The organism is Chromatiaceae bacterium, from assembly GCA_024235395.1.
Lineage (GTDB): Bacteria > Pseudomonadota > Gammaproteobacteria > Chromatiales > Chromatiaceae > Thiosocius.
In genome coordinates this window covers 202,208-223,211 of the sequence record JACKMK010000001.1, presented here as the reverse complement: position 1 = coordinate 223,211, position 21,004 = coordinate 202,208, and the positions used below count along the sequence as shown (strand labels likewise).

Below are 21,004 nucleotides of genomic sequence, written 5' to 3'. Positions count from 1 at the left end.
ATGACGACAAGGAGTGACGTTGTGACCGTGCTGGTGGCGGCGCTTCTGGTGGTCACGCTTGGGGGCTGTGCTTCGGCCCCGGAACGCCAACTGTCGCGGCAGCATGTACCCTACGCTTCGCTTCCCAATGGCCACGATCCGCTGAATCCCGAACGCTACATGGTCGTCGATGCCGCCAAGGCATCGGCAGCAGAGGGCGTGATTCCGGGGCTCGAGCGCTTGCGTGGACATGCCCTGAATATCCTGGAGCTATCCGGGGGCGGACAATACGGCGCCTTCGGAGCCGGCTTTCTCAAGGGCTGGACAGAGAGCGGTCAGCGTCCGGAGTTTGACGTGGTAACCGGTGTCAGCACCGGCGCGCTACTGGCGACGCATGCCTTCCTCGGGACACCCCAGGACGACGCAGCCCTCGAGCAGATCTTCACAACCATCACGTCCAGGGACATCTATAGCAACGAGCGACTGCTCAGCCTGCTCTGGGGCAGGAACGCCGTATTCGACACATCGCCCCTGCAGGCATTGCTCGACAAGTACATTACTGCCGAAGTTCTGCAGCGCGTTGCGGCTGCCCATGACGCGAATCGGCGCCTATGGGTCGGGACGACCAACCTCGACTATGGTCAGACCTGGGTCTGGAACTTGGGCATGATTGCCAAGGAGGGAACGCAAGAAGCACTCGCACTCTACAAGCAAGTGCTGCGCGCCTCGGCGGCGCCACCCATTGCCTTCCCGCCCGTGGAAATAGCGGGCTACCTGTTCGCAGATGGCGGAGTCCGCCAAAACCTAGTCGTTGTCGGCCTCGCCGGCACCGGGAAACCCAAACCGCCGAAATACGGACCGGGCACCGTTTACGTCGTGCAGAACGGGCAACAGGTCACGAGGCCTTCAGCCGTTCGCAACGATGCGCTTCACCTCGCCGGCCCGGCGCTTGGTGCAATGATGAGCAACTCCACGGATGGACTGTTGCTACGTGCATTTACGGCAGCAAAGATCCGCGGCTACGAGTTCAGATTGGTCTCCATCCCCGACGATGCCGACGTGGGCCAAAACTTCCTGGCGTTCGATCCAGAGCAGATGCGGACTTCTTTCGATTTGGGATACGAACTGGGACGCTCGCCCGATCCCTGGAAACGCACTCCACCCATCCTGCAGGACATACCGACCTGGCTGTTAGAAGACTGGCAAACGCGCCCCTGACAACCCCATCCGCAAGCCTTCGTAAGGCGCCTGTCAGATGGGCTTTTCAACAGGGAGTTGAAACCAACGGCCGTGGCCGGGCTGAGGGGGAAAGTTCTGGAGAACCTGGGTGGCAGTTGTCTCGATCGGTCCGCTGGCAGCTAGCGGTGTTTTCGACCGCCGCGAAAATCGAAGCGACCCACAATCTCTCCCCGCACATTCGCAACCCCCTGAATCGTGCAACCCCTTGGTTCTACCCGAAACGTAACGCCTTCATTTCTCGCATTCTTGGAAGGCTACTCCTCGAGCCACCGTCCCCGGATAATGTTCGCCCTGAACCTCCGCTCGGCTGTCGCGATTCAGCGGTGTTGAGGATCGTCGGCCCGCGCGCGGCCAACCGAACCATCGATGTTGTCGATGCGCGCAGCGGTGATTGGGTAGGGATGCCTGGATCACTCGGTGATCAGCGCATAAAGCCTGTCCTTCAACAACAGACGGCGCTTTTTCATTTCCTCGATATGAAAATCCGCCACCGGCAGATCATGCTCTTCCAGGCTGCGGATGTGCGAATCCAGCCAATTGTGCTCATCCATCATGTGCCTGAAAGCGTCGCTGTCCTCTCGCAGCTCGGCGATTCTTCCGGCGTGTTCTGGAAATTCGTGCAACAGGTCGTGCGTTTCGACTTGCATCTCGTTGTTCTCGCGAATGTTTCTGTTACCGGAATTCTATCGAGGGTGTCAGTGTGTGATCAATCCGACGGGGGGACCGGATTGGTGATGGTCTTTCGCGGCCGGCGCATGTCCCAGGGGGAGTGTCGGCTTTTCCCATGAGCCGCCTTTTGGGCGACGGAGACTGAACCTCTTTTCGGAATCGAACTCGGCCTGGTCGGCCACTCCGCGCCGACAGCGGAGGCTGGATCTAGACGACCAGACAGGCTCGTGCCCGTCCGACCCCTGCGGCTTCGCCCGACCTGGCGCCGGGCGACACTGGAGCCCGCAACAGATGCGCGGTCGGAACGCTATTCCGGAAAAATGACAAGATTCTTTAACACTTGGCCGTGGCCGCGCGCGGCTGGCGTGGGTAAGCCGCTGATGGGGGGCGTTTTTCAAGATTGGCCCGATCTTCGCTGTGAAAATGGTGTCGTAACCCATAACAGCAGGGGGTTTCAGTGGCCGAAGAAGTCGCCGTGGTGGTGAGCGATTGGATTGAGCGCGACGTGACGGACCGACGGCGGACCACGTTCAGCAGCCTTTTCTTCGGCCCCATGATCCACGGACGGCGGCGCCGTGCACGCCGCCAGACAGATGCGCATGCGCACTACGTCGACCGGTACGATGAGCGGCTGTTCGCGGTCGCGCTGGGCATTCTGCTGCTGTGCTGCCTCGATGCGCTGTTCACCCTGGAGCTGCTGGGGAAGGGCGCCAGGGAGATTAACCTCTTCATGGCGGCACTGCTCGACATCGGGAACGCGACCTTCGTGTCGACGAAGCTGGCGCTTACTGGTATCGGCGTGGTGTTCCTGGTTGCCCACGCCGCCTTCCGGGTCGCCGGCACGCTACGCGTCCGGCACATCCTGTACACCATCCTGGGCAGCTACATGACGCTGTTCGTCTATCAGGTCTGGGGGCTGGCCTGCGTCTTCTGACCGTGGTGTAAAGCCTAGCCGGCGGCCATGAGTCGAGGGCAGGGCCGCCAGTCGTCGCATCCGACGTCGTCCATGAATCGGCGGAAGACCAGGTGACGGGCGCCGCGGCGACGCTCGTCCTGCCCGGGTGCTACAGTCCGAACGCATCATCACACGGACGGTCGGTGGGCGAGCATGGCGAACGATATGAATCCCCAGGCCCGTACCGAGGTCGATTGGACGGGCACCTTGCTGCAGGTCGCGTTGTTGCCGCCGCTGGTGCCGGTGCTGGTGTTCATCGTGGCGACGACGGTAAGCGGTTTTCAGAGCCAGGGCGGTACCGCGTATATGCCGCTTCTCTCGGAGGTCTGGTCGCTCGCGCTCGGTGGTTTCTGGTGGGCGCTCCCGAACCTCGCACTCACGCCGGTGACACTGCTTCTACGGCACCATGCACCAAGTGTCGTCGTCGGGCTGAGTTATGCGGCGCTGGTCGCGGTCGTCGCCACCGCGCTGGTCGTGCACCTCGGCTGGCTCGGTGATCCCTACGAGTGGAACGGGCGCGTCGGCGCGCTGGTGACCGCGCCACTGTTCGTGATGCCATTGCTGGCGTTCTGCCTGGCGATGCGTGCGTCACCGGTGCGCGGTGGGTCCCTCGTCTGGCTCGTCGGCAGCGACGCTCCCGCGAGGCACCTGTCCACGGCCGCCTACCTGCTGTGGCTCGGCATCGGTGTCGGCTTCGCGTGGTGGAGCCTCGCAGACATCCATTCAGACCGCGCGGCACTACTACTGGCGCCACCAGGTCGATCTGGCCGAAGACCAAGACGGTGTCCCCGTATTGCGCAATCCCTTGCTCACCTGGGTCGACGAACCGCCGACCTCCGCATCGACACAGAACCGCGCCTGGCAGATGGGTGCCGCCGCGACCAGCTACCGGATAGAGGTCCGGTGGTGGATCATCGTGGCCTGGGTGGGCGTTCCGGTGCTGCTGTACCTGTTGTTTGGGCTGGGTGGGCGAGGGCGCACACGAGGCCCGGTGGCTCGACGCTGACGGTATCGCCTTACGTGGAGTGCCGGTTTTGATCCTGTGCGATCGAGGTCGAAAACGGGGGGTGCGCGCCGCCTGCAGTCCCGCAGGCGCTTTGCCGATTTTGATCCATCGCGCTGCCAGGAATGCCACGAATCGCGCGCGATCGAATACCGAAAGACAACGCAAGCGAGCAGTATGACTGTCGACCCTATTTTGTAGGATTCGTCTGAAACCTCTGTGCCAACGGGGATTGTTGGTTGAGATTTTCGCCGTCGTCGGATAGGTTCGAGCCGAGGTCCGCCACGGAAGGTTGGACCAGCAGCACATTACGTAGACCACAGGTTCAGGCCTGAGCGGACACCGGGACGGCGAAAAGCCAGAACAGGTCCGAGAGACCCATGGAAGGGTGGACATGCCACACAGTACGCAGACCAGCGCGCGCGGCACAGGGCTCGCGTCTCTCGTTTTTCTTGCCCGCTATCACGGGCGCGCGGCCGATGGAGGGCAGCTGCGCCACTTGCTCGGTATCCGCGACACCGACGAATTCGGCAATGCGGAAATATTGCGTGGCGCACAGGCCCTCGATCTGAAGGCTCGCAGTACGACCTCCGATTGGCAACGTCTGCAGCGCACGCACCTGCCGGCGATCGCCCGTCATACCGACGGCCACTTCTTCATCGTCGCCGCCATCAACGACGACAAGGTATTGATCCAGGATCCGCTCGAGACGCGACCGCTGACGCTGCCGCGGACGATCTTCCAGTCTGCCTGGTCCGGCGAGCTGATCCTGGTGACCCGGCGCGCAACACTGAAAGACCTCGGGGGGCGCTTCGGCTTCGGCTGGTTCGTCCCGGCGATCGTGCGACACCGGAAACTGTTCGGCGAGGTGGTCGCGGCCTCGTTCTTCCTGCAGCTCTTCGCGCTGGTCACACCACTGTTCTTCCAGGTGATCATCGACAAGGTCCTGGTGCATCACGGCCTGACGACACTGCACGTGCTCGCGATCGGGCTGCTCGCATTGTCGCTGTTCGAGGTCGTGCTCGGCGGCCTGCGCACCTACGTGTTCGCGCACACCACCAACCGTGTCGACGTGCTGCTCGGCGCAAAGCTGTTCGCGCACCTGCTGCGCCTACCGCTGGCCTATTTCGAGGCACGCCGGGTCGGCGACTCGGTCGCGCGGGTGCGCGAGCTGGAGAATATCCGCAACTTTCTTACCGGCTCGGCGTTGACGCTGGTGATCGACCTGCTGTTCACGCTGGTGTTCTTCGCGGTGCTCTTTTACTACAGCCCGCTGCTCACCGCGGTCGTAGCCGGGGCGATCCCCTTCTACATTGTGCTGTCGCTGGTCGTCACGCCGATCCTGCGCGGCCGGCTGGAGGAGAAGTTCAATCGCGGTGCCGAGAACCAGGCCTTCCTGGTCGAGTCGATCAGCGGTATCCAGACGCTGAAGGCAATGGCGGTCGAGCCGCAGATGCAGCGGCGCTGGGAAGAGCAGCTTGCCGGTTACGTCGGCGCGAGCTTCCGCGCTTCCAACCTCGGCAACATCGCCAGTCAGAGTGCCGGCTTCGTCAACAAGGTCACGGTCGTGCTGATCCTATGGATTGGCGCGACCGCGGTGATGCACGGCGAGCTGTCGGTCGGTCAGTTGATCGCGTTCAACATGATCGCCGGGCGCATCAGCGGCCCGATCCTGCGCCTGGTACAACTCTGGCAGGATTTCCAGCAGGCCGGGATCTCGGTGCGGCGCCTCGGCGACATCCTCAACACCCCGACCGAGATCGGTTACAACCCGGGCCGCGCGACCCTACCGCAGCTCCAGGGCGCGGTGCGCTTTGACCATGTCGGTTTTCGCTATGCTCCGGATCGCCCGCAGGTGTTCCGCGATATCGACCTGGAGATGAGCCCCGGCGAGGTGATCGGGATCGTCGGCCGCTCCGGTTCGGGCAAGAGCACACTGACCAAGCTGATCCAGCGCCTGTACGTCCCGGAGTCGGGCAGGGTGCTGATCGATGGCGTCGACCTCGCGCTGGTCGAACCGGCCTGGCTGCGCCGCCAGGTCGGGGTCGTGTTGCAGGAGAACGTGCTGTTCAACCGCAGCGTGCGCGAGAACATCGCGCTGGCCAATCCCGGTCTGCCGATGGAACCGGTGATCGCCGCGGCGAAGCTTGCCGGTGCGCACGAGTTCATCCTGGAACTCCCCGAGGGTTATGACACCCTGGTCGGCGAGCACGGCGCGAACCTCTCCGGTGGGCAGCGGCAGCGCATCGCGATCGCCCGCGCACTGGTCGGCAACCCCGGGATATTGATCCTCGACGAGGCGACCAGCGCACTAGATTACGAGTCCGAGCGCATTATCCAGCGCAATATGCGTGCGATCTGCCAGGGGCGCACGGTGTTCATCATCGCCCACCGCCTGAGCGCCGTGCGTCATGCCGACCGTATCCTGGTGATCGACGCCGGCCGGGTCGTCGAGCAGGGCAGCCACGACACGCTGCTGCAGCGGCGCGGCCTGTATGCCCGGCTGCACGCGCTGCAGAGTGGGATCGACGACGGCGATTCGGAAGGTGACGCCATCCAGCCGCCGCTCGGAGAGCCGGCATGAGCCGCACCGAGACCGCCTTCCTGCCCGCCGCGCAGGAGATCGAACAGACCCCGCCGTCACCGGCCGGACGCGCGATTCTTTGGGTGATCGTGTTGTGCTTCGTCTCGGCGGTCGCCTGGGCCAGCCTGAGCCAGGTCGACATCGTCGCGGTCGCCCAAGGGCGCATCATCACGAGCGGGCACAGCAAGACCGTGCAACCGCTGGAGATCGGCAGCGTACGCGCGATCCATGTGACCGACGGGCAGGCGGTACGCGCCGGCGACGTCCTGATCGAGCTCGACCCGACCAGCGCCCAGGCCGACGTCGATCGTCTGCGCGACGAGGTCGGCAACGCCCGGCGCGAGGTCGCCCGCTTCGCGACCCTGGCCGACTGGCTGGAACGTGACGGCGTGGCGGAACATGACAACCAGCGGCCCCTCGATCCGATCCTGCTGCGCCAGTGGCGCGAGTTCGGGGACCGGCGCCAAGTCCTGCAGCGCGAGCGCGCCAAGCTGGCCGCCGAGCGGGACGCCGCGGCGCGCCAGGTCGATAAACTGCAGGCCATCCTGCCGCTGGTCACCCGGCGCGCAACCGACCAGAAGGGCCTCGCCGAGCAGAAGCTGCTGCCGGAGCAGCAGTACCTCGAGACCGAACAAGAGCGCCTCACGACCTTCCACGACCTGGCCGCACACCGGGGCGAGGTCGCGCGGCTCGCCGCCGCGGTCGACGAGATCGACGCGCGCATCACCTACGCGCACAGCGAGTTTCACCGCCAGGCCTTGGAGCGTCATGAAGCCGCCGAACAGCGGCTCACTGCCGCACAACAGGAACTGATCAAGGCCGATACCCGTGTCCGAGCGCAGACCATCACCGCCCCGGTCGGCGGCGTCGTGCAGCAGCTCGCGGTCCACAACGTCGGCGCGATCGTCACCCCGGCGCAGGCCCTGCTGGTGATCGTGCCCCAGGACGAGGCGCTCGAGGTCGAGGCGGTGCTGGAGAACAAGGACGTCGGCTTCGTCGCGGTGGGGCAGGACGCCGCGATCAAGATCGACGCCTTCCCGTTCACCCAGTACGGCACGATCGACGGTCAGGTCGTCGACCTGTCGAATGACGCGGTCGCCGATGAACGCAAGGGCCTGGTCTATAAGCTGCGGGTACGCATGCAACGGACGCAGATCGACGTCAACGGCAGGCCAGTCAAGCTCAGTCCCGGTATGACGGTGACAGTGGAATCGAAGACCGGCAGACGGCGGATGATCGAGTTCTTCCTCAGTCCGTTGTTGCGGTATCGGGATGAGAGCGTGCGGGAGCGATGATGGCAGCGCGGTTGAATGGCCACGATGACCAAGAAACGAGGGAGAGTGCAACGGTGAGAGCGTGTGAGCGGCGGCGGAACAGGGCAACACAGCTGTGGCTGTTGATCGCAGTTGCAGTGTTGCTTGGAGGATGCAGCGCGGTGTCTGGTGTGAAAGACGAGATGCGCCACGAGGAGCTAGCCCGCCGCTATGGCGAGCGGTTGCTGGATTCGCAGCTCGGCCCCTACGCCGGTTTCTCGCGAGAGCAATACTTCCGGCACAAGTGCGACACCGCGGCTGGTGAATTCATCTACAAGACCGTCGACAACGTCGAGGGCGTGTTTCAGATGCGCCAGCGCGATCCGCGCGACTACCTGACGCGGCTGAAGAATCGGGATATCCCCGAAGACCCGTGGGGGCATACCGATGCTGAGGCGGCCACGCCCTGGGGGGCTTACCTTACGAAATATCCCTTCTTTGAGACGACTAGGGGTCTCAGGGACCGGGGTGATCGATGGAATCGCGATGTCTTCGCCGAGCGGCCGCCGTCTGGCGAGAGCCGCTACTGGCGCTATCGACTCGGTGAGCCGGACGGTACGCAGTATCTGAACAACCGATCTGGCGAACGATTCGGGCGGCCGCTAGTCGCGGAAAAGATCGATACCTTGAAGAGTCGCTATGGCTACACCTGGCGCGAAGTCCGTGACGAGTACGACCGACATTTTGGGGTCTGGGGTGGGGAGATCATCGTCAAGGACCTGCAGACCCATGAGACCCTCGCTGTCAAACGGGGCTTTTTTGATACCCGCTTCAATTTCTGCCCACCCGGCAAATCCCACTACTTGGAATTCGAGTTCGTAAGCAAGGTCCTGAAGCCTGCCAAACCATAAGAACACGGAGAGCAAGCATGAATGAGCTTGGAACATTGTACGAAAGGCTGCTGGCGCAGTTTGCAGCGGAGAGCTATCTCGATGATATGACAAGTCTCAATGATCGAGATCAGTTGACTGGGCGTCTGAGATTTGGTTCTAACCACTACAACATGTTCGACAGGCTCGACAAGGAGGGAATCCTCGGTCCAACACGAATGACGGGTGGCGAGGCCGATGGTGCGCCTGGCATGGTCAACGACTTCATCGCAACCTGGGAGGTCATCGATCACCTGCCGAACACCACCAGCGGCTTCTCCGCGACCCTGCTCCGGCATCGCGAGACCGGGCAATACACGCTGTCGATGCGCTCGACCGAGTCGAAGTTCCGTGACGACGGTGGCGATTTCGAACGTGACGGCGCCAACGGCGCCGATGGCCAGATCTTCAGTCATGGGTTCGCATGGGCGCAGTTGCGCGATATGGAGGTCTATTTTCAGGGTCTCCGCGCGGGTCAACTGGCGACCGGCGGAGACGGCAGTGGGATTGCGGGTGCCTTGACGCTGGATGCATTCCCGGAAACAGCAGAAGGGCCGCTGACGATCACTGGCTATTCGCTGAGCGGGCACCTCGCCCAGGCATTCGCGCTGATGCATCCTGAGTATGTCAAGCAAGCCTATGTCTTCAACGGCGCTGGAATGGGCAAAATCAGCGGTGCGACAACGTCGGCGCTACTCGGCCAGGCGTTGCGTGAGCGCGTGGCGCTGATCGACCAGGTCATAGCTAATCCGGCCGCATTCATCGACGCCGTCACTGTTGGTGAACTGCAGGACATTGATCCTCAGGCGTTTGATGGTGGTGCCACATTGGAACAGCGGCTCGCCTTCGTCCAGGCGCTTGTCGAACAGTACGACCCGGTGGCGCGCAGTATCTACGAACAGGGATTGTTCAAGTATGCGATGTCTGCGCTCCCCAACGACACCACGTCGGCACTGAAGGTCTCGCTCGGGGAATACTTTACTGGTGAAGCGCGCACCGAGTTCGACCTAGTTTCGAATTTTTACGGCGACGGTGGTTTGCGCGACCTGAATCTTGTTGCCGGCGCGGGCCAAATTTACGGTTCGTTTGATCCGATCTTTATCGAAGATCAACCTGAGATGGGGTCTATCGAAAAGGAAGGCAATCCATTCGATCGATTGCTGCGCACGTTCGGCTCAACCCACAGCATCACGCTGATCGCGGACAGCACTGCACTGATGGATCTCGTTGAGCGATTCGTGCCAAATATCTCGATAGAAAGGCTGAATACACTGCTTGCCGCGGCCTCCTTTCAAAGGGCAGGGTTCCGCCATTTGTCTGACGGCAACTCGCTCGAAAACGTGCTCGACGGGCTCGGCCGTCTGTTCTTCCCGAACGACTGGAAATCATCGCCTGTGGATCGCGGCGACCAGGGTTTCGCAAACATCGTCAACCGCGATGAGTTTTACGGAAACATCCACAAATTGCGTGCGATAGCAGAAGGCGCGCACGGGGTTACTGACATAAAGCTGATTGATCCCGCAGAACCTGCAGGTAACCCGCAGGAGCGCGTGATGCAGCGGCTTGGCTTCCTCATGGACCAGGCAAGCAACACCGAAATTGACGGCGCGGCGTTCCGCTATGCGTTGGTGCACCTCAATCCGTTCGTGGTCATCGGCGATGCGTCACTGTATGCGCAACACGATCTGGATCTCTACGACCCCGGTACGAGGACCGGTCTGACCGAGCGATATATCGCGGATCGCGCGGCGTTTCTCGCGATTTTGGTCGAATGGAACAAGGCGGACAGCGGGATGGCGTTGCTCACCGAGCAGTCGCCGACCCGTTATCTCGAGCTCGCCGCCAAGATCGAGGTCGATAGCAGTGCACCGTCCGGCGAGTACCCGACACCGGAAGCGAGGCTGTTGGCGTTCGGTACCGGAAGTCCGGAAGAACTCAAAGGCAGCGACGCGAGCGATGCCCTCTACGGGGGCGGTGGGGCCGATCTACTGATTGGGGGTGGTGGCGCCGACTATCTCGAGGGTGGCGAGGGCCTGGATATCTATCTCGCAGGGGGCGGCGACACGATATTCGATCATGATGGGGACGGCGCCGTGCACTTCGATGGAGAGGTGCTCGATGGCGGTATGCGCGTCGCGGGCACGGATGAGTATCTCGGGGTCGAAGGTGACTTCAAGTATGAGATGTTTGCCGATGACTTATTGGTAACGCGTGTCGACAATGGTGCGGTCCTGACGATTGAGTCATTCAGGAATACCGATTTCCATATTGAACTGATTGATCCTTCGCCAGCGCCGGCATTGTCATACGTGCCGGTGATCGGGTCTCCGGATTCGGAGCAGCTGGATGGCACGACGGTCGGTGGGGGTGCCGGCACGAACTGGAGTGCGCTGAACGAATTCAACCAGCCGGACCATGTTGTCGGCGGCGACGGTCGCGATTGGATCTACGCTTGGCAGGAGCCCAATCGTGGTGCAGATGGGGAGTACCTGGGTAGTGCGCCCGACACGGACTTGGTGGAAGGCGGCGTCGGCAAGGATTTCATCTTTGGTGGCGCCGGTGACGACGCCCTTTACGCAACGGATCAATCCGATGAGGCGGCGGTTAGGCAGGGTCAGGGCGACTCGGCGTTCAGTGGGCCGGCGGACGATTGGGGCGATTTCGTCTCAGGCGGAGGCGACAACGACATGCTGTTTGGCAGTGGCATGCTGGACGGTCTTTTTGGTGGAAATGGCGACGATTTCATCTATGCCGGCGGGGGCAACGACTGGATTTACGGTGATTGGCAGCCGCACCTCAGCGCCAGCGACATTCCCCAAGACACCTATGACTATGAATGGATCACGCTGCACGCAGATGGTGATGGAGAAACACACCTCGGTTACGTTTCCGGTATCGGTGATGATCGAATATTTGGTGGCGACGGTGAAGATCGTATTTGGGGAGAGGCCGGAAGCGACGTTGTTTATGGAGGCACTGGAGACGACAAGATCCAGGGAGACATTTCGAAGCCTGATGGTGAGGGTGGCCAAGTCGTACCGGGCGCATTTCACGGCAACGATCGCTTGTTTGGCGGGACGGGTGAGGACAGCCTGGTCGGCAATGGTGGCGACGATTGGTTGATCGGTGGAACGGAGAATGACTGGCTAGAAGGGGACTTTCAGGTGCGCATCGGCGATGACGCCGAGTATGAGGGAAATGACTATCTCGATGGTGGTGCGGGCAACGATGCCTTGCATGGTGACGGTGGATCGGACGTGCTGTTTGGAGGCGAGGCCGGTGATTATCTATTCGGCGACATTGTTGGCCTCCCGTCATCGTTCCATGGCGACGACGTGCTTTACGGGCATTCTGGCGACGACGAATTAGTGGGTCAGGGTGGCAATGACTGGCTGTTCGGGGGAGAAGATGATGACACGCTGCACGGCGATGGCCTCGCTGCCGAATCGGACGAATCAGGCAACGACGTATTGATTGGTGGCAAGGGGGTTGATGAACTCAAAGGTGGGCCAGGGGACGACACCTATGTGTTTAATCAAGGAGACAGCCCGATAGTTGCAGGCAAAGTTGATGGAGTCGATGACACTGCCGGTACAAACGCCTTCGAATTCGGACCAGGCGTCAACACAGAATCTTTGCGTGCCCAGCTCGTCGGCGGAAATGGCGATCTGATTGTCAATTTCAGTGCGATGGACACCGTCTTTGTGGCACAGGGACTGACGGGTGCGATCGATCAGTTTCTTTTCGAGGGTGCAGCCCCGGTCTCCTTTCAAGAAATGATCCGGAAAAGCATCCCCAATGCGGCATTTCTGGTGGGTGGCGGCGGGTCCGAAGTGGTGTTTGGTAGCCTGGCAGATGACGCACTCTCGGGCGACGACGGAGACGATCGCCTATACGGTGGTATGGGTGCTGACACTGTGCAGGCCGGTTCTGGCGGCGATGTTGTGATCGGCGGCGCCGGTGATGATCAGCTGCATGGGGAAACCGGTTCTGACGAATACCGTTTCTTTGCCGGCGACGGCGTTGATCTGATCAGCGAGGAAAATGGTCACGACACCGTCCATTTTGCCGATAGGCTGCGAGGTGAGTTGGATTTTGAGGTGGTTGGTGACGACCTCCGGATTGGTACCGGCAACGATCAGTTGACTGTCCAAGACTGGCTCAGCGGAGCGGTGGAACAGATTCGCTTCGCAGATGGCACTGTTGTCACTGTAAGCAAGCTGTTCGATCCGGATGCTGGTGCTGGAAAGTTTCGAACCGGGGCTGATGTTGAAGCGGGGGTCGTAGCGGGCACTGCAGGCGATGATCTGTTCGATGTCGAGCGGGAAGCGACGGTTCTCGCGGGCGGCGAGGGTGACGATGTCTATCGCATTTTCGGCGATTACCCCTTTGCCCTCATCGACGATACAGCCGGTTCGAACACGATCGTTGTCTATGGCTCGATAGACGCAACAGTGACATTCGCGAAGCACGGCGACGATCTGTATCTGTTAATGAATGGCGAGCCGATTACCAAGTTGCTGAACGGATTGAGTGCACCGCCTTCAGCAATGGTGCTGCCTGACGGCGTACGGCTGGATGGCGATGCTTTGGCGGACCTTATCGCCGGTGCAGAGTCGTTTGATCCGGTCGGTGAGCGGTCGCCGTATGCGGTGTCCTCGACTATCCTCGGTGCGGCCGGCGCGCTGTTTTTCCAGGTGGTCGACTCGGCCGGCGACGTGGACGGTGACGGTTACCAAGACTTGCTGGTTCGAAGTAACAAAGGGTACGGTGCGGAAAACACCGTGCAAAATGCCGCGTATGTTGTTTATGGGCAAGCTGGTGGATGGGGTGATGCACCCGAGCGGGTTACGACGCTTTACGACCACGGCGACAATGAGTTCGCTCCGGGTACATCCTACCATTGGGAGCTCTATCTCGACTTCTATCATCCTCTGGTCGTCAAGGCGCTCGGTGATGTGGACGGGGATGGCTATTCGGACGTTGGATTCAACGAGGTCGAGGATGGGCAGCTCAAGTTCATCATCGCGTTTGGCGGCTCTGGAGGCTGGGGGGCAACGGTCACCGGTCAGCCATCCGATCAGCTGGCCAGCATCGCGTTGGGGGCGGCGTCCGAGTATAGTGCCGATGATTCTGTCACTGTGGCGGATGTGCTTGACTGGAACGGCGACGGAACTCCCGATTTCATTTTCGACACCGAGGTGCAGGCCGCCGATGGGGCGGCTCCGGAAGTGGCCGTCATTCTCGGTAGTTCATCACTGAAAGGATTCACGGCATCATCGGCCGAGTTGATCGCAATGGCTGATTTTGTCATTACCGACTTGAATCCCAATGCGAAAAACATCCAGGCCAAGCAAATCGGAGATGTCAACGGCGACGGCTTCGATGATCTCTTCGTACACACCTATTATGACGGTTTCAACAGGAGCGCACGGCTGGTTTTTGGCGGCGCGGCAGCCACCGATGTCGATATTTCCGCTCTTGCTGCAGGCCAGGGTGTGGAGGTCGTCATGAATGGCAACTTTCCAGGCTCTTCTCTTGTTGCGCATTCGATCGGCGACATGAACGGCGATGGATTCGATGATTTCCTGCTTAGCAAAAAATGGGATGACCCCTGGGTCGTGTTTGGTCAAGCGGATATGCCCGCAGTTTTCGATCTCTCGGAACTTGATGGCGCAAACGGATTTCGTATCTTGGGCCTGGAGCAGCGGGGACATCATGGTTACGCGGACTTCGACCTCGCGAACGGGGATATCAATGGCGACGGCATCGATGACATTGTTCTCGGTACCTTTGTAGTAGCAGACGGTGTGGCGGGTTCGTCGGATCCCGCAAATGGTGTCGCACAGGTGATCTTCGGGCGGCCAGATGGATTATCGGCAGAAATTGATGTCGCGACCTTAGCGCCCACAGACGGTTTCAGGTTGCTTGTGCCATACCCAGATACCAGTGTCACAACGCCTTCTTCCCACATGGTCCAGGTGGCTGTCTCGGATGTCGATGGCGATGGTGCGTCTGAGGTAGTCAAGGCCGCTGTGGAACTCGATGAGGGGCGCTCACCGCTGTTCAGCTCAATCCATGTGTTGAACAGACACGACGGAGAAGGAAAGCCAACTGTCGAAGGAACAAACAGTGAAGATGTCATGTTTGTCGATCGTGCGGGCGCCTACTTTACGTATGGAGGTAGTGATTTCGTGGTGGTCCGGCCGGGCCCATGGGACTTCCACGTGGATACCGGGGACGGTGACGACGTGATCAGAATCGATCTCGATCCAGTCGAATGGACATTTGCGGAACCGGTGACGTTCGACGTACAAGCGGGTGGCGGTGACGACACCATCGTTCTTGACGTGCCGATCGGCGTGTCTGGTGTGCGGGTGCCATTCGTAGGCGCGACGCTGCACGGTGGCGAGGGCAGTGATACCTATGTCGTGTCCGCCGCGGGATTTCCGGCGCTCGGTGTGCACATTGACGATCCTTCCACAAATGGAAACCGCAACAGCCTCGTAATGGGTTTTGGTTACGGCGCATCGAGCGTGCGTCTCGGATTTGGATCGTTGCTCCTCACAACCGATGTTGATGGCATCGAGATTCATCTCGAAAACTTCGATCCAGCAAACGTGCTTGGTGGCCCACGCGATATCGATCATTTTATCTTTGACGATGGAACGCAGTTGAGCTACGAAGAACTCGTCGCTCGCGGGTTCGACATTGATGGCACGGACAGCGACGATGCGTTGAGCGGCACGTCGGTGGTGGATCGCATCCTTGGAGACGCGGGAAATGACGTGTTGGCCGGCCAAGCCGGGAACGACGTCCTGGACGGCGGAACCGGCAACGATTTTCTTGATGGCGGTGATGGTGACGATTCTTATGTGTTCGCGTTGGGCGATGAGCAAGACATTCTGACCGACGTTCAAGGCATCGACAGGCTGCAGTTCGCCGAAGGGATCACCGTCAGCAGTCTCTCGGCCACGCGTGATGGCGACGACCTGTTGCTGGCCTATTCCGAGGCCGATTTGGTGCGTATCCAGGGATGGTTCGAATCATACGCGAACAAAGTCGAGTTTTTCGAGTTTGCCGATGGCGGTCACTTGGCGTCGTCAGACGTTGAGGCTTTGCTGGTGGTGCAGGGTATCCAGCTCGAGGGAGACTCAAGCGACGAGCTGCTTGAAGGCACGGAAGGTGCCGATCTGATCCGTGGCAACGGTGGGCGGGACACCATCTGCGGCCACGGCGGTGACGATCAGCTGTTCGGTGGCGAGGGCAGTGATCTGCTCGTCGGCAATGGGGGCGATGATTGGCTGGATGCCGGTACAGGTGACGACAGCTACCTGTTCACTCCTGGAGATGGCCAAGACACGCTGGTCGACGCGCAGGGCGTCGATGCGGTGCGGTTCGCGCCCGGAATCGACCCCGGTAATCTCGTCCTGTCTCGCGACGCAAATGATCTGATTGCGCAGTACGCATCCAACGACGAGTTGTTGATTCGGAACTGGTTCGAATCGCCGGATCAACGCATTGAGCAGTTCTTGTTCGCCGATGGCGGGGTCCTGACCGACCAGCGCATCGACGCAGTGTTCGCAGAGGACCCGGTGAGATACCGGGGGTCGGCCCTGGACGAGGTGGTGCTCGGCGGAGACGGATCCGATCTGCTGGGGGGCGGGAGCGGCAGCGACAGGATCTATGGCAACGGTGGCGACGATATCATTTATGGCGGTGCCGGAAGCGACTGGTCGTACGGCGGTGCAGGGGACGACACCTTCTGGGTGCTCGGCAATGATGCATACGATCACTACTGGGGGGGCGATGGATACGATCGCATCTTCTACAGCCGTCCGCTTCACATAATCGGGCTGGCGGGTGACTTCGGCCCCGAGAACAGCGTCGAGTTGATACAAGGCGTGTACTCTCAAACCGTTTTCGGCGACGCAAGTGACAATGTCCTCGATTTTTCCGAAACGCAGCTGGTGAGTATCGGCAAGATCGACGGTGGAGACGGCGACGACTGCATTCGGGGCACGGCGCAGAATGATCATCTGGCGGGTGCCAACGGCGATGACCTGTTGTTCGGCATGGCGGGCGACGACGTGCTCGAAGGTGGAATCGGCAATGATGAACTGTCCGGTGGTGACGGCAACGACACCTACCGCTACGCAATGGGTGATGAGCGCGACCTCGTGCGTGACAACAGCGGCAGCGACGTGCTGAGCTTCTCCGATCTGGCACACGATCAACTGTGGTTCGAACGTATACAGGACGACTTGGTGGTAACGGTGATCGGAAGCGCGGACGCCGTCGTGATCGGCGATTGGTACCTGGATGCAGGAAATCAGATCGAGCGTTTCGAAGCGTCTGACTCGGTGATCGCCGTCAACACCGACATCGATCAGTTGGTCGCCGCGATGGCCGCTTTCACCCGTCCGGGGCCCGGCGAAAGTACCTTGTCAGGCGACGTTCGTGATCAGCTCAGCCCGGTGTTGGCCGCTGTCTGGCAGCAGGCGTGATGCAGCCACCTCAGTCTCCAGGCTTTTGTCCCGGGGACAAGGTGCAGCTTAGTTCGAGCCGCCCGGAAACAACCGCAACCGCCCATCCGCCTCGTGCTCTGCCTTGTTGCGCATGTGATCCGCGGTCGCCGCGAACGCCTGCAGCAGGCGGTCGCGCTGTGTCTGGTCGAGTTCGCTGTCGGCCAGGGCGCGGCGCATGCAGTGCAGCCACTGGTCGCGCTCCCTGATGCCGATCGCAAACGGCAGATGGCGACGGCGCAGCATCGGGTGGCCGTGTTTTTCGACATACAGGTTGGGGCCGCCCAGCCAGCCCGACAGGAACAGGAACAGCTTCTCGCGCGAAACGCGCAGGTTCTTGGCGTGCAGCTTGCGGATATCGGCGGCCTCTGGGTCGCTGTCCATGTAGTCGTAGAAGCGGTCGACGAGGCGACGTACGCCATCCTCGCCGCCGATCAGTTCATAGGGAATCGGGAGGTTCATTGAGTGGCCCTTGTTCGCGGGGTACGCGGTGGATGTCCCAGTGTCGTGTCGCCCAGCGCCAGAACGCATCGACGTCGCGGATCTCGGCGGGCGGATCGGTCTGTCCGAGGTGAAGCCAGGCCGCGCGCAATCCGTTCATCGGTTGGCCCGGGTCGGCCGGGTGCGCATTGTCGCGCTTGCTGAGTTTGTGTCCATCGGTGCCGTAGACCAGCGGGATGTGCGCATAGTTCGGCGTGCGGTAGCCCAGCAGGCGTTGCAGCCGGATCTGGCGCGGCGTCGACCATAGCAGGTCAGCGCCGCGCACGACGTGGGTGATGCCCTGCGCCTCGTCGTCGACCACGACCGCGAGCTGGTAGGCGGTGTAGCCGTCGAGGCGCCGGATCACGAAGTCGCCGATCTCTGCGATCAGGTCCTGCACGATGGGTCCGAGCACGCGGTCTTCGAACGCGATCGGCTCGCCGTCGACGATCACCCGCCAGGCACTGTTGATGTACGGCGCCGGCGGTGTGACCCGGCAGGTGCCGGGGTAGATGGGTCCCTCCCGGCCGGGGCGTCCGAGTTCGGCGATCCGCCGGCGGCCGCAGCTGCAGCGGTATGCGAGTTCGCGTTGCGCCAGGCTGTGCAGTGCCGCGTCGTATAAGGTGACGCGGCCGCTCTGCCGTACCGGCGGGCTGTCGCTGTGCATGCCGAATGCATGCAGCGCCTCTAGGATCTGGCGTTCGGCGTCAGGGCGGGCACGGCTCTGGTCGACATCCTCGATGCGCACCAGCCATTCGCCGTGTTGGCTGCGCGCGTCCGCATGGCTGGCGACCGCGGCGACCAGGGAACCGAAGTGCAGGGGGCCGGTGGGTGAAGGGGCGAAGCGGCCGCGGTAGCACGGCGTGACTATTCGCATGGGCCGGCGGGATCAGCCGTGCAGCTGCTCGTGCGCCTCCTGCTTGGTCTTGCAGTCGATGCAGAGGTCGGCGGTAGGGCGCGCTTCGAGGCGTCGGATGCCGATCTCGACGCCACACTGCACACAGTAACCATACTCGTGCTCGTCGATCTTTTTCAGGGTCTTCTCGATCTTGCCGAGGAGCCTGCGTTCGCGTTCGCGCGTGCGCAGTTCCATATCCATATCGGATTCCTGTGAGGCGCGGTCGTTCGGGTCCGGGTGTTGTCCGCTGTCGACCTTCATGTGATCGACGGTGCGATCCACCTCCTCCATGAGCTCGCGACGCCAGGCCTGGAGGATCGCCTGGAAGTGCGCCTCCTGGGCTGGATTCATGTACACCTCGTCGGGCGCCGCCTGGTAAGGCGCAATCCCGTGACGGTCGTTTTGCGGATAGAGTTCGTCGCCCATGCTCGCGGCCTCCGCGTCAAACCATCAAACTAACATTCACTGCATGTAGGGGCAATTGCGCCGTTGGGTCGGATAAGCTCAGCGCTTTTGCCGGGAGTATCAAATTGAGTGAGCTGAAAGCCTTGTTGTTCGACGTCGACGGTACGCTCGCCGACACGGAACGCGACGGCCACCGCGTGGCATTCAACCGCGCGTTCCGCGAGGCCGGCCTGGACTGGGACTGGACGGTCGAGCTGTACGGCAAGTTGCTGAGCGTGACCGGCGGCAAGGAGCGGATACGGTATTACCTCGACAGCTTCAACCGCGATTTCCGTCGTCCCGACGATCTGGCGGGCTTCATCGCGGGTTTGCATCGCGACAAAACCCGTCACTACATGGCGTTGATGGCCGAGGGCGCGATACCCTTGCGCCCGGGCGTACGCCGTCTGCTGGAACAGGCCCGGGGCGCCGGCCTGCGGCTGGCGATCGCGACGACCACGACTCCGGAGAATGTCAGCGCACTGCTCAGCAATGCATTGGCGGCAGACGGTCTGGATTGGTTCGAGGTGGTCGGTGCGGGTGATATCGTGCCGCACAAGAAACCGGCGCCGGACATCTACACCTGGGTACTGGAACGCATGCAACTGGATCCCGACGAAGTCATCGCATTCGAGGACTCGGCGCACGGTGTGCATTCCGCGCGCGATGCCGGCATCGAACGGGTTGTCGTGACGGTCAACGATTACACGCTGGGCCAGGATTTCAGCGCCGCCATGGTGGTGCTCGATTCGCTCGGCGAGCCGCGCCGCCCGGCCACCAGCATTGCCGGGCCGGCGCCGCAGGCGGGGATGGTCGACCTGCCTTTTCTGCGCGAGGTGCTCGGCGCCGGGGCTGAAGTACCCGGATGAGAATCGCGCGCCGCATGCAGGAGATCGCGCCGTTCCGGGTGATGCAGATCCTCGCGCAGGCGCGCGCGCTCGAGACCGCCGGGCGTGACATCGTGCACATGGAGATCGGCGAACCGGATTTCGAATCGCCTCGGCCGGTGATCGAGGCGGCCATGCGCGCCTTGCGCGACGGACAGACGCGCTACACGCCGGCGGCCGGTCTGCCGGCATTGCGCGAGGCGATCGCCGACTACTACGCGCGACGTTTTGCGGTGAGCATCGACCCGGCGCGGGTCCTGATCACGCCGGGTGCCTCGGGTGCGCTGCAGCTGGTGCTGGGTGCGCTGGTCGATCCCGGCGACCGCGTGGTCGTGACCGACCCCGGCTACCCGTGCAACCGTCATATGATCTCGCAGCTGGGTGGCGTGCCGGTCGCGCTGCCCGTTTCGGTGGACGACGGCTACGCGGTCCGGCCGGATGCCCTGCAGCCGCTGATCGGCGAGGGTCTGCGGGCACTGATGCTCGCGTCGCCGGCGAACCCGACCGGCAACCTGATCGGGAATGCCGAGATTGCCGCACTGGCCGCGCAGCTGCGGACGCAACCGGACACGCTGCTGGTCTGTGACGAGATCTACCAGGGCCTGCAATATGACGCGCCGCCGCAGACCGCGCTCGCACTCGGCGACGACAATATCGTCGTCATCAACAGCTTCTCGAAGTTCTTTGGCATGACCGGTTGGCGGGTCGGATGGCTGGTCGCGCCGGAAGGGCTGGTCGAACCGCTCGAACGCCTCGCCCAGAACCTGTTCATCGCCGCGCCGACACCGTCGCAGTTTGCCGCGCTGGCCGCGTTCAAGGCATCGACGATGGCGATCCTCGAAGAGCGGCGCGAGGCGTTCCGGCATCGACGCGATTTCCTGTACGACGCCTTGACCGAGCTGGGGTTCGGGATCGGCGCGCGACCGGCCGGCGCCTTCTATCTGTACGCGGACATCCGGCCATTTGCCGATGATGGCGAGACGCTCTGCCGGCGCCTGCTGGAAGGGGCCGGGGTGGCAATCACCCCCGGCGTGGATTTCGGCGCCCATCTGGCCGGCCGGCACGTGCGTTTTGCGTACACGACCGATCTTGACCGTCTGGCGATCGGTGTCGAGCGGATCGCCGCCTGGCTGCGCACCGAGACCTAGGAGCGGGCGGG

Annotated in this window: 13 protein-coding genes; 9 read left to right on the top strand and 4 right to left on the bottom strand. The window is 61.9% G+C overall.

The window, feature by feature from the left end; genetic code table 11:
* Positions 1-21: 21 nt before the first annotated feature.
* Positions 22-1,197 carry a patatin-like phospholipase family protein gene (locus tag H6955_01020; protein MCP5312104.1) on the top strand — a complete coding sequence of 392 codons (1,176 nt, stop codon included), beginning with the start codon at positions 22-24 and terminating at the stop codon, positions 1,195-1,197.
* Between the two features lie 431 nt (positions 1,198-1,628).
* On the opposite strand, the gene H6955_01015 is transcribed toward H6955_01020, so the two are convergent.
* Complete coding sequence (locus H6955_01015) at positions 1,629-1,865, bottom strand: YdcH family protein (protein ID MCP5312103.1); 237 nt, start codon at positions 1,863-1,865, stop codon at positions 1,629-1,631.
* A gap of 479 nt (positions 1,866-2,344) precedes the next feature.
* Between H6955_01015 and H6955_01010 the strand changes: the two genes are divergently transcribed.
* The 6 genes from H6955_01010 to H6955_00985 all read left to right on the top strand — a co-directional run bounded on the left by H6955_01010 (position 2,345) and on the right by H6955_00985 (position 17,118).
* Positions 2,345-2,821: a hypothetical protein gene (locus H6955_01010; GenBank protein ID MCP5312102.1), complete on the top strand. Its 477-nt coding sequence runs from the start codon at positions 2,345-2,347 to the stop codon at positions 2,819-2,821.
* A 174-nt stretch (positions 2,822-2,995) separates the two neighbouring features.
* A complete protein-coding gene (locus H6955_01005; protein MCP5312101.1) occupies positions 2,996-3,880 on the top strand; it encodes a hypothetical protein in 885 nt (294 codons plus the stop codon).
* A gap of 359 nt (positions 3,881-4,239) precedes the next feature.
* On the top strand, positions 4,240-6,429 hold the full coding sequence (locus tag H6955_01000; protein MCP5312100.1) for a type I secretion system permease/ATPase: 2,190 nt from the start codon (positions 4,240-4,242) through the stop codon (positions 6,427-6,429).
* Positions 6,426-7,724, top strand: a complete 1,299-nt coding sequence (locus tag H6955_00995; protein MCP5312099.1) for an HlyD family type I secretion periplasmic adaptor subunit — start codon at positions 6,426-6,428, stop codon at positions 7,722-7,724. Before H6955_01000 ends, H6955_00995 begins: the two co-directional genes overlap by 4 nt.
* A 140-nt stretch (positions 7,725-7,864) precedes the next feature.
* Entirely contained in the window at positions 7,865-8,593 is a 729-nt protein-coding gene (locus tag H6955_00990; protein ID MCP5312098.1) for a hypothetical protein, read from the top strand.
* A 17-nt stretch (positions 8,594-8,610) separates the two neighbouring features.
* Positions 8,611-17,118 carry a hypothetical protein gene (locus H6955_00985; GenBank protein MCP5312097.1) on the top strand — a complete coding sequence of 2,836 codons (8,508 nt, stop codon included), beginning with the start codon at positions 8,611-8,613 and terminating at the stop codon, positions 17,116-17,118.
* 48 nt (positions 17,119-17,166) lie between these two features.
* Here the strand turns inward: H6955_00985 and H6955_00980 are convergent, their stop codons facing one another.
* Genes H6955_00980 through dksA form a run of 3 tightly spaced genes read right to left on the bottom strand, consistent with a single transcriptional unit; the run spans position 17,167 to position 18,940 of the window.
* A complete protein-coding gene (locus H6955_00980; protein MCP5312096.1) occupies positions 17,167-17,598 on the bottom strand; it encodes a group II truncated hemoglobin in 432 nt (143 codons plus the stop codon).
* Positions 17,576-18,493 carry a tRNA glutamyl-Q(34) synthetase GluQRS gene (gene gluQRS / locus H6955_00975; GenBank protein ID MCP5312095.1) on the bottom strand — a complete coding sequence of 306 codons (918 nt, stop codon included), beginning with the start codon at positions 18,491-18,493 and terminating at the stop codon, positions 17,576-17,578. Before gluQRS ends, H6955_00980 begins: the two co-directional genes overlap by 23 nt.
* A 12-nt stretch (positions 18,494-18,505) precedes the next feature.
* Positions 18,506-18,940: an RNA polymerase-binding protein DksA gene (gene dksA / locus H6955_00970; GenBank protein ID MCP5312094.1), complete on the bottom strand. Its 435-nt coding sequence runs from the start codon at positions 18,938-18,940 to the stop codon at positions 18,506-18,508.
* 104 nt (positions 18,941-19,044) lie between these two features.
* Between dksA and H6955_00965 the strand changes: the two genes are divergently transcribed.
* The gene (locus H6955_00965) at positions 19,045-19,827 is read left to right on the top strand and encodes an HAD family hydrolase (protein MCP5312093.1); all 783 of its coding nucleotides are present in this window, start codon (positions 19,045-19,047) and stop codon (positions 19,825-19,827) included.
* A complete protein-coding gene (locus H6955_00960; GenBank protein MCP5312092.1) occupies positions 19,824-20,993 on the top strand; it encodes an aminotransferase class I/II-fold pyridoxal phosphate-dependent enzyme in 1,170 nt (389 codons plus the stop codon). Before H6955_00965 ends, H6955_00960 begins: the two co-directional genes overlap by 4 nt.
* Positions 20,994-21,004 lie beyond the last annotated feature (11 nt).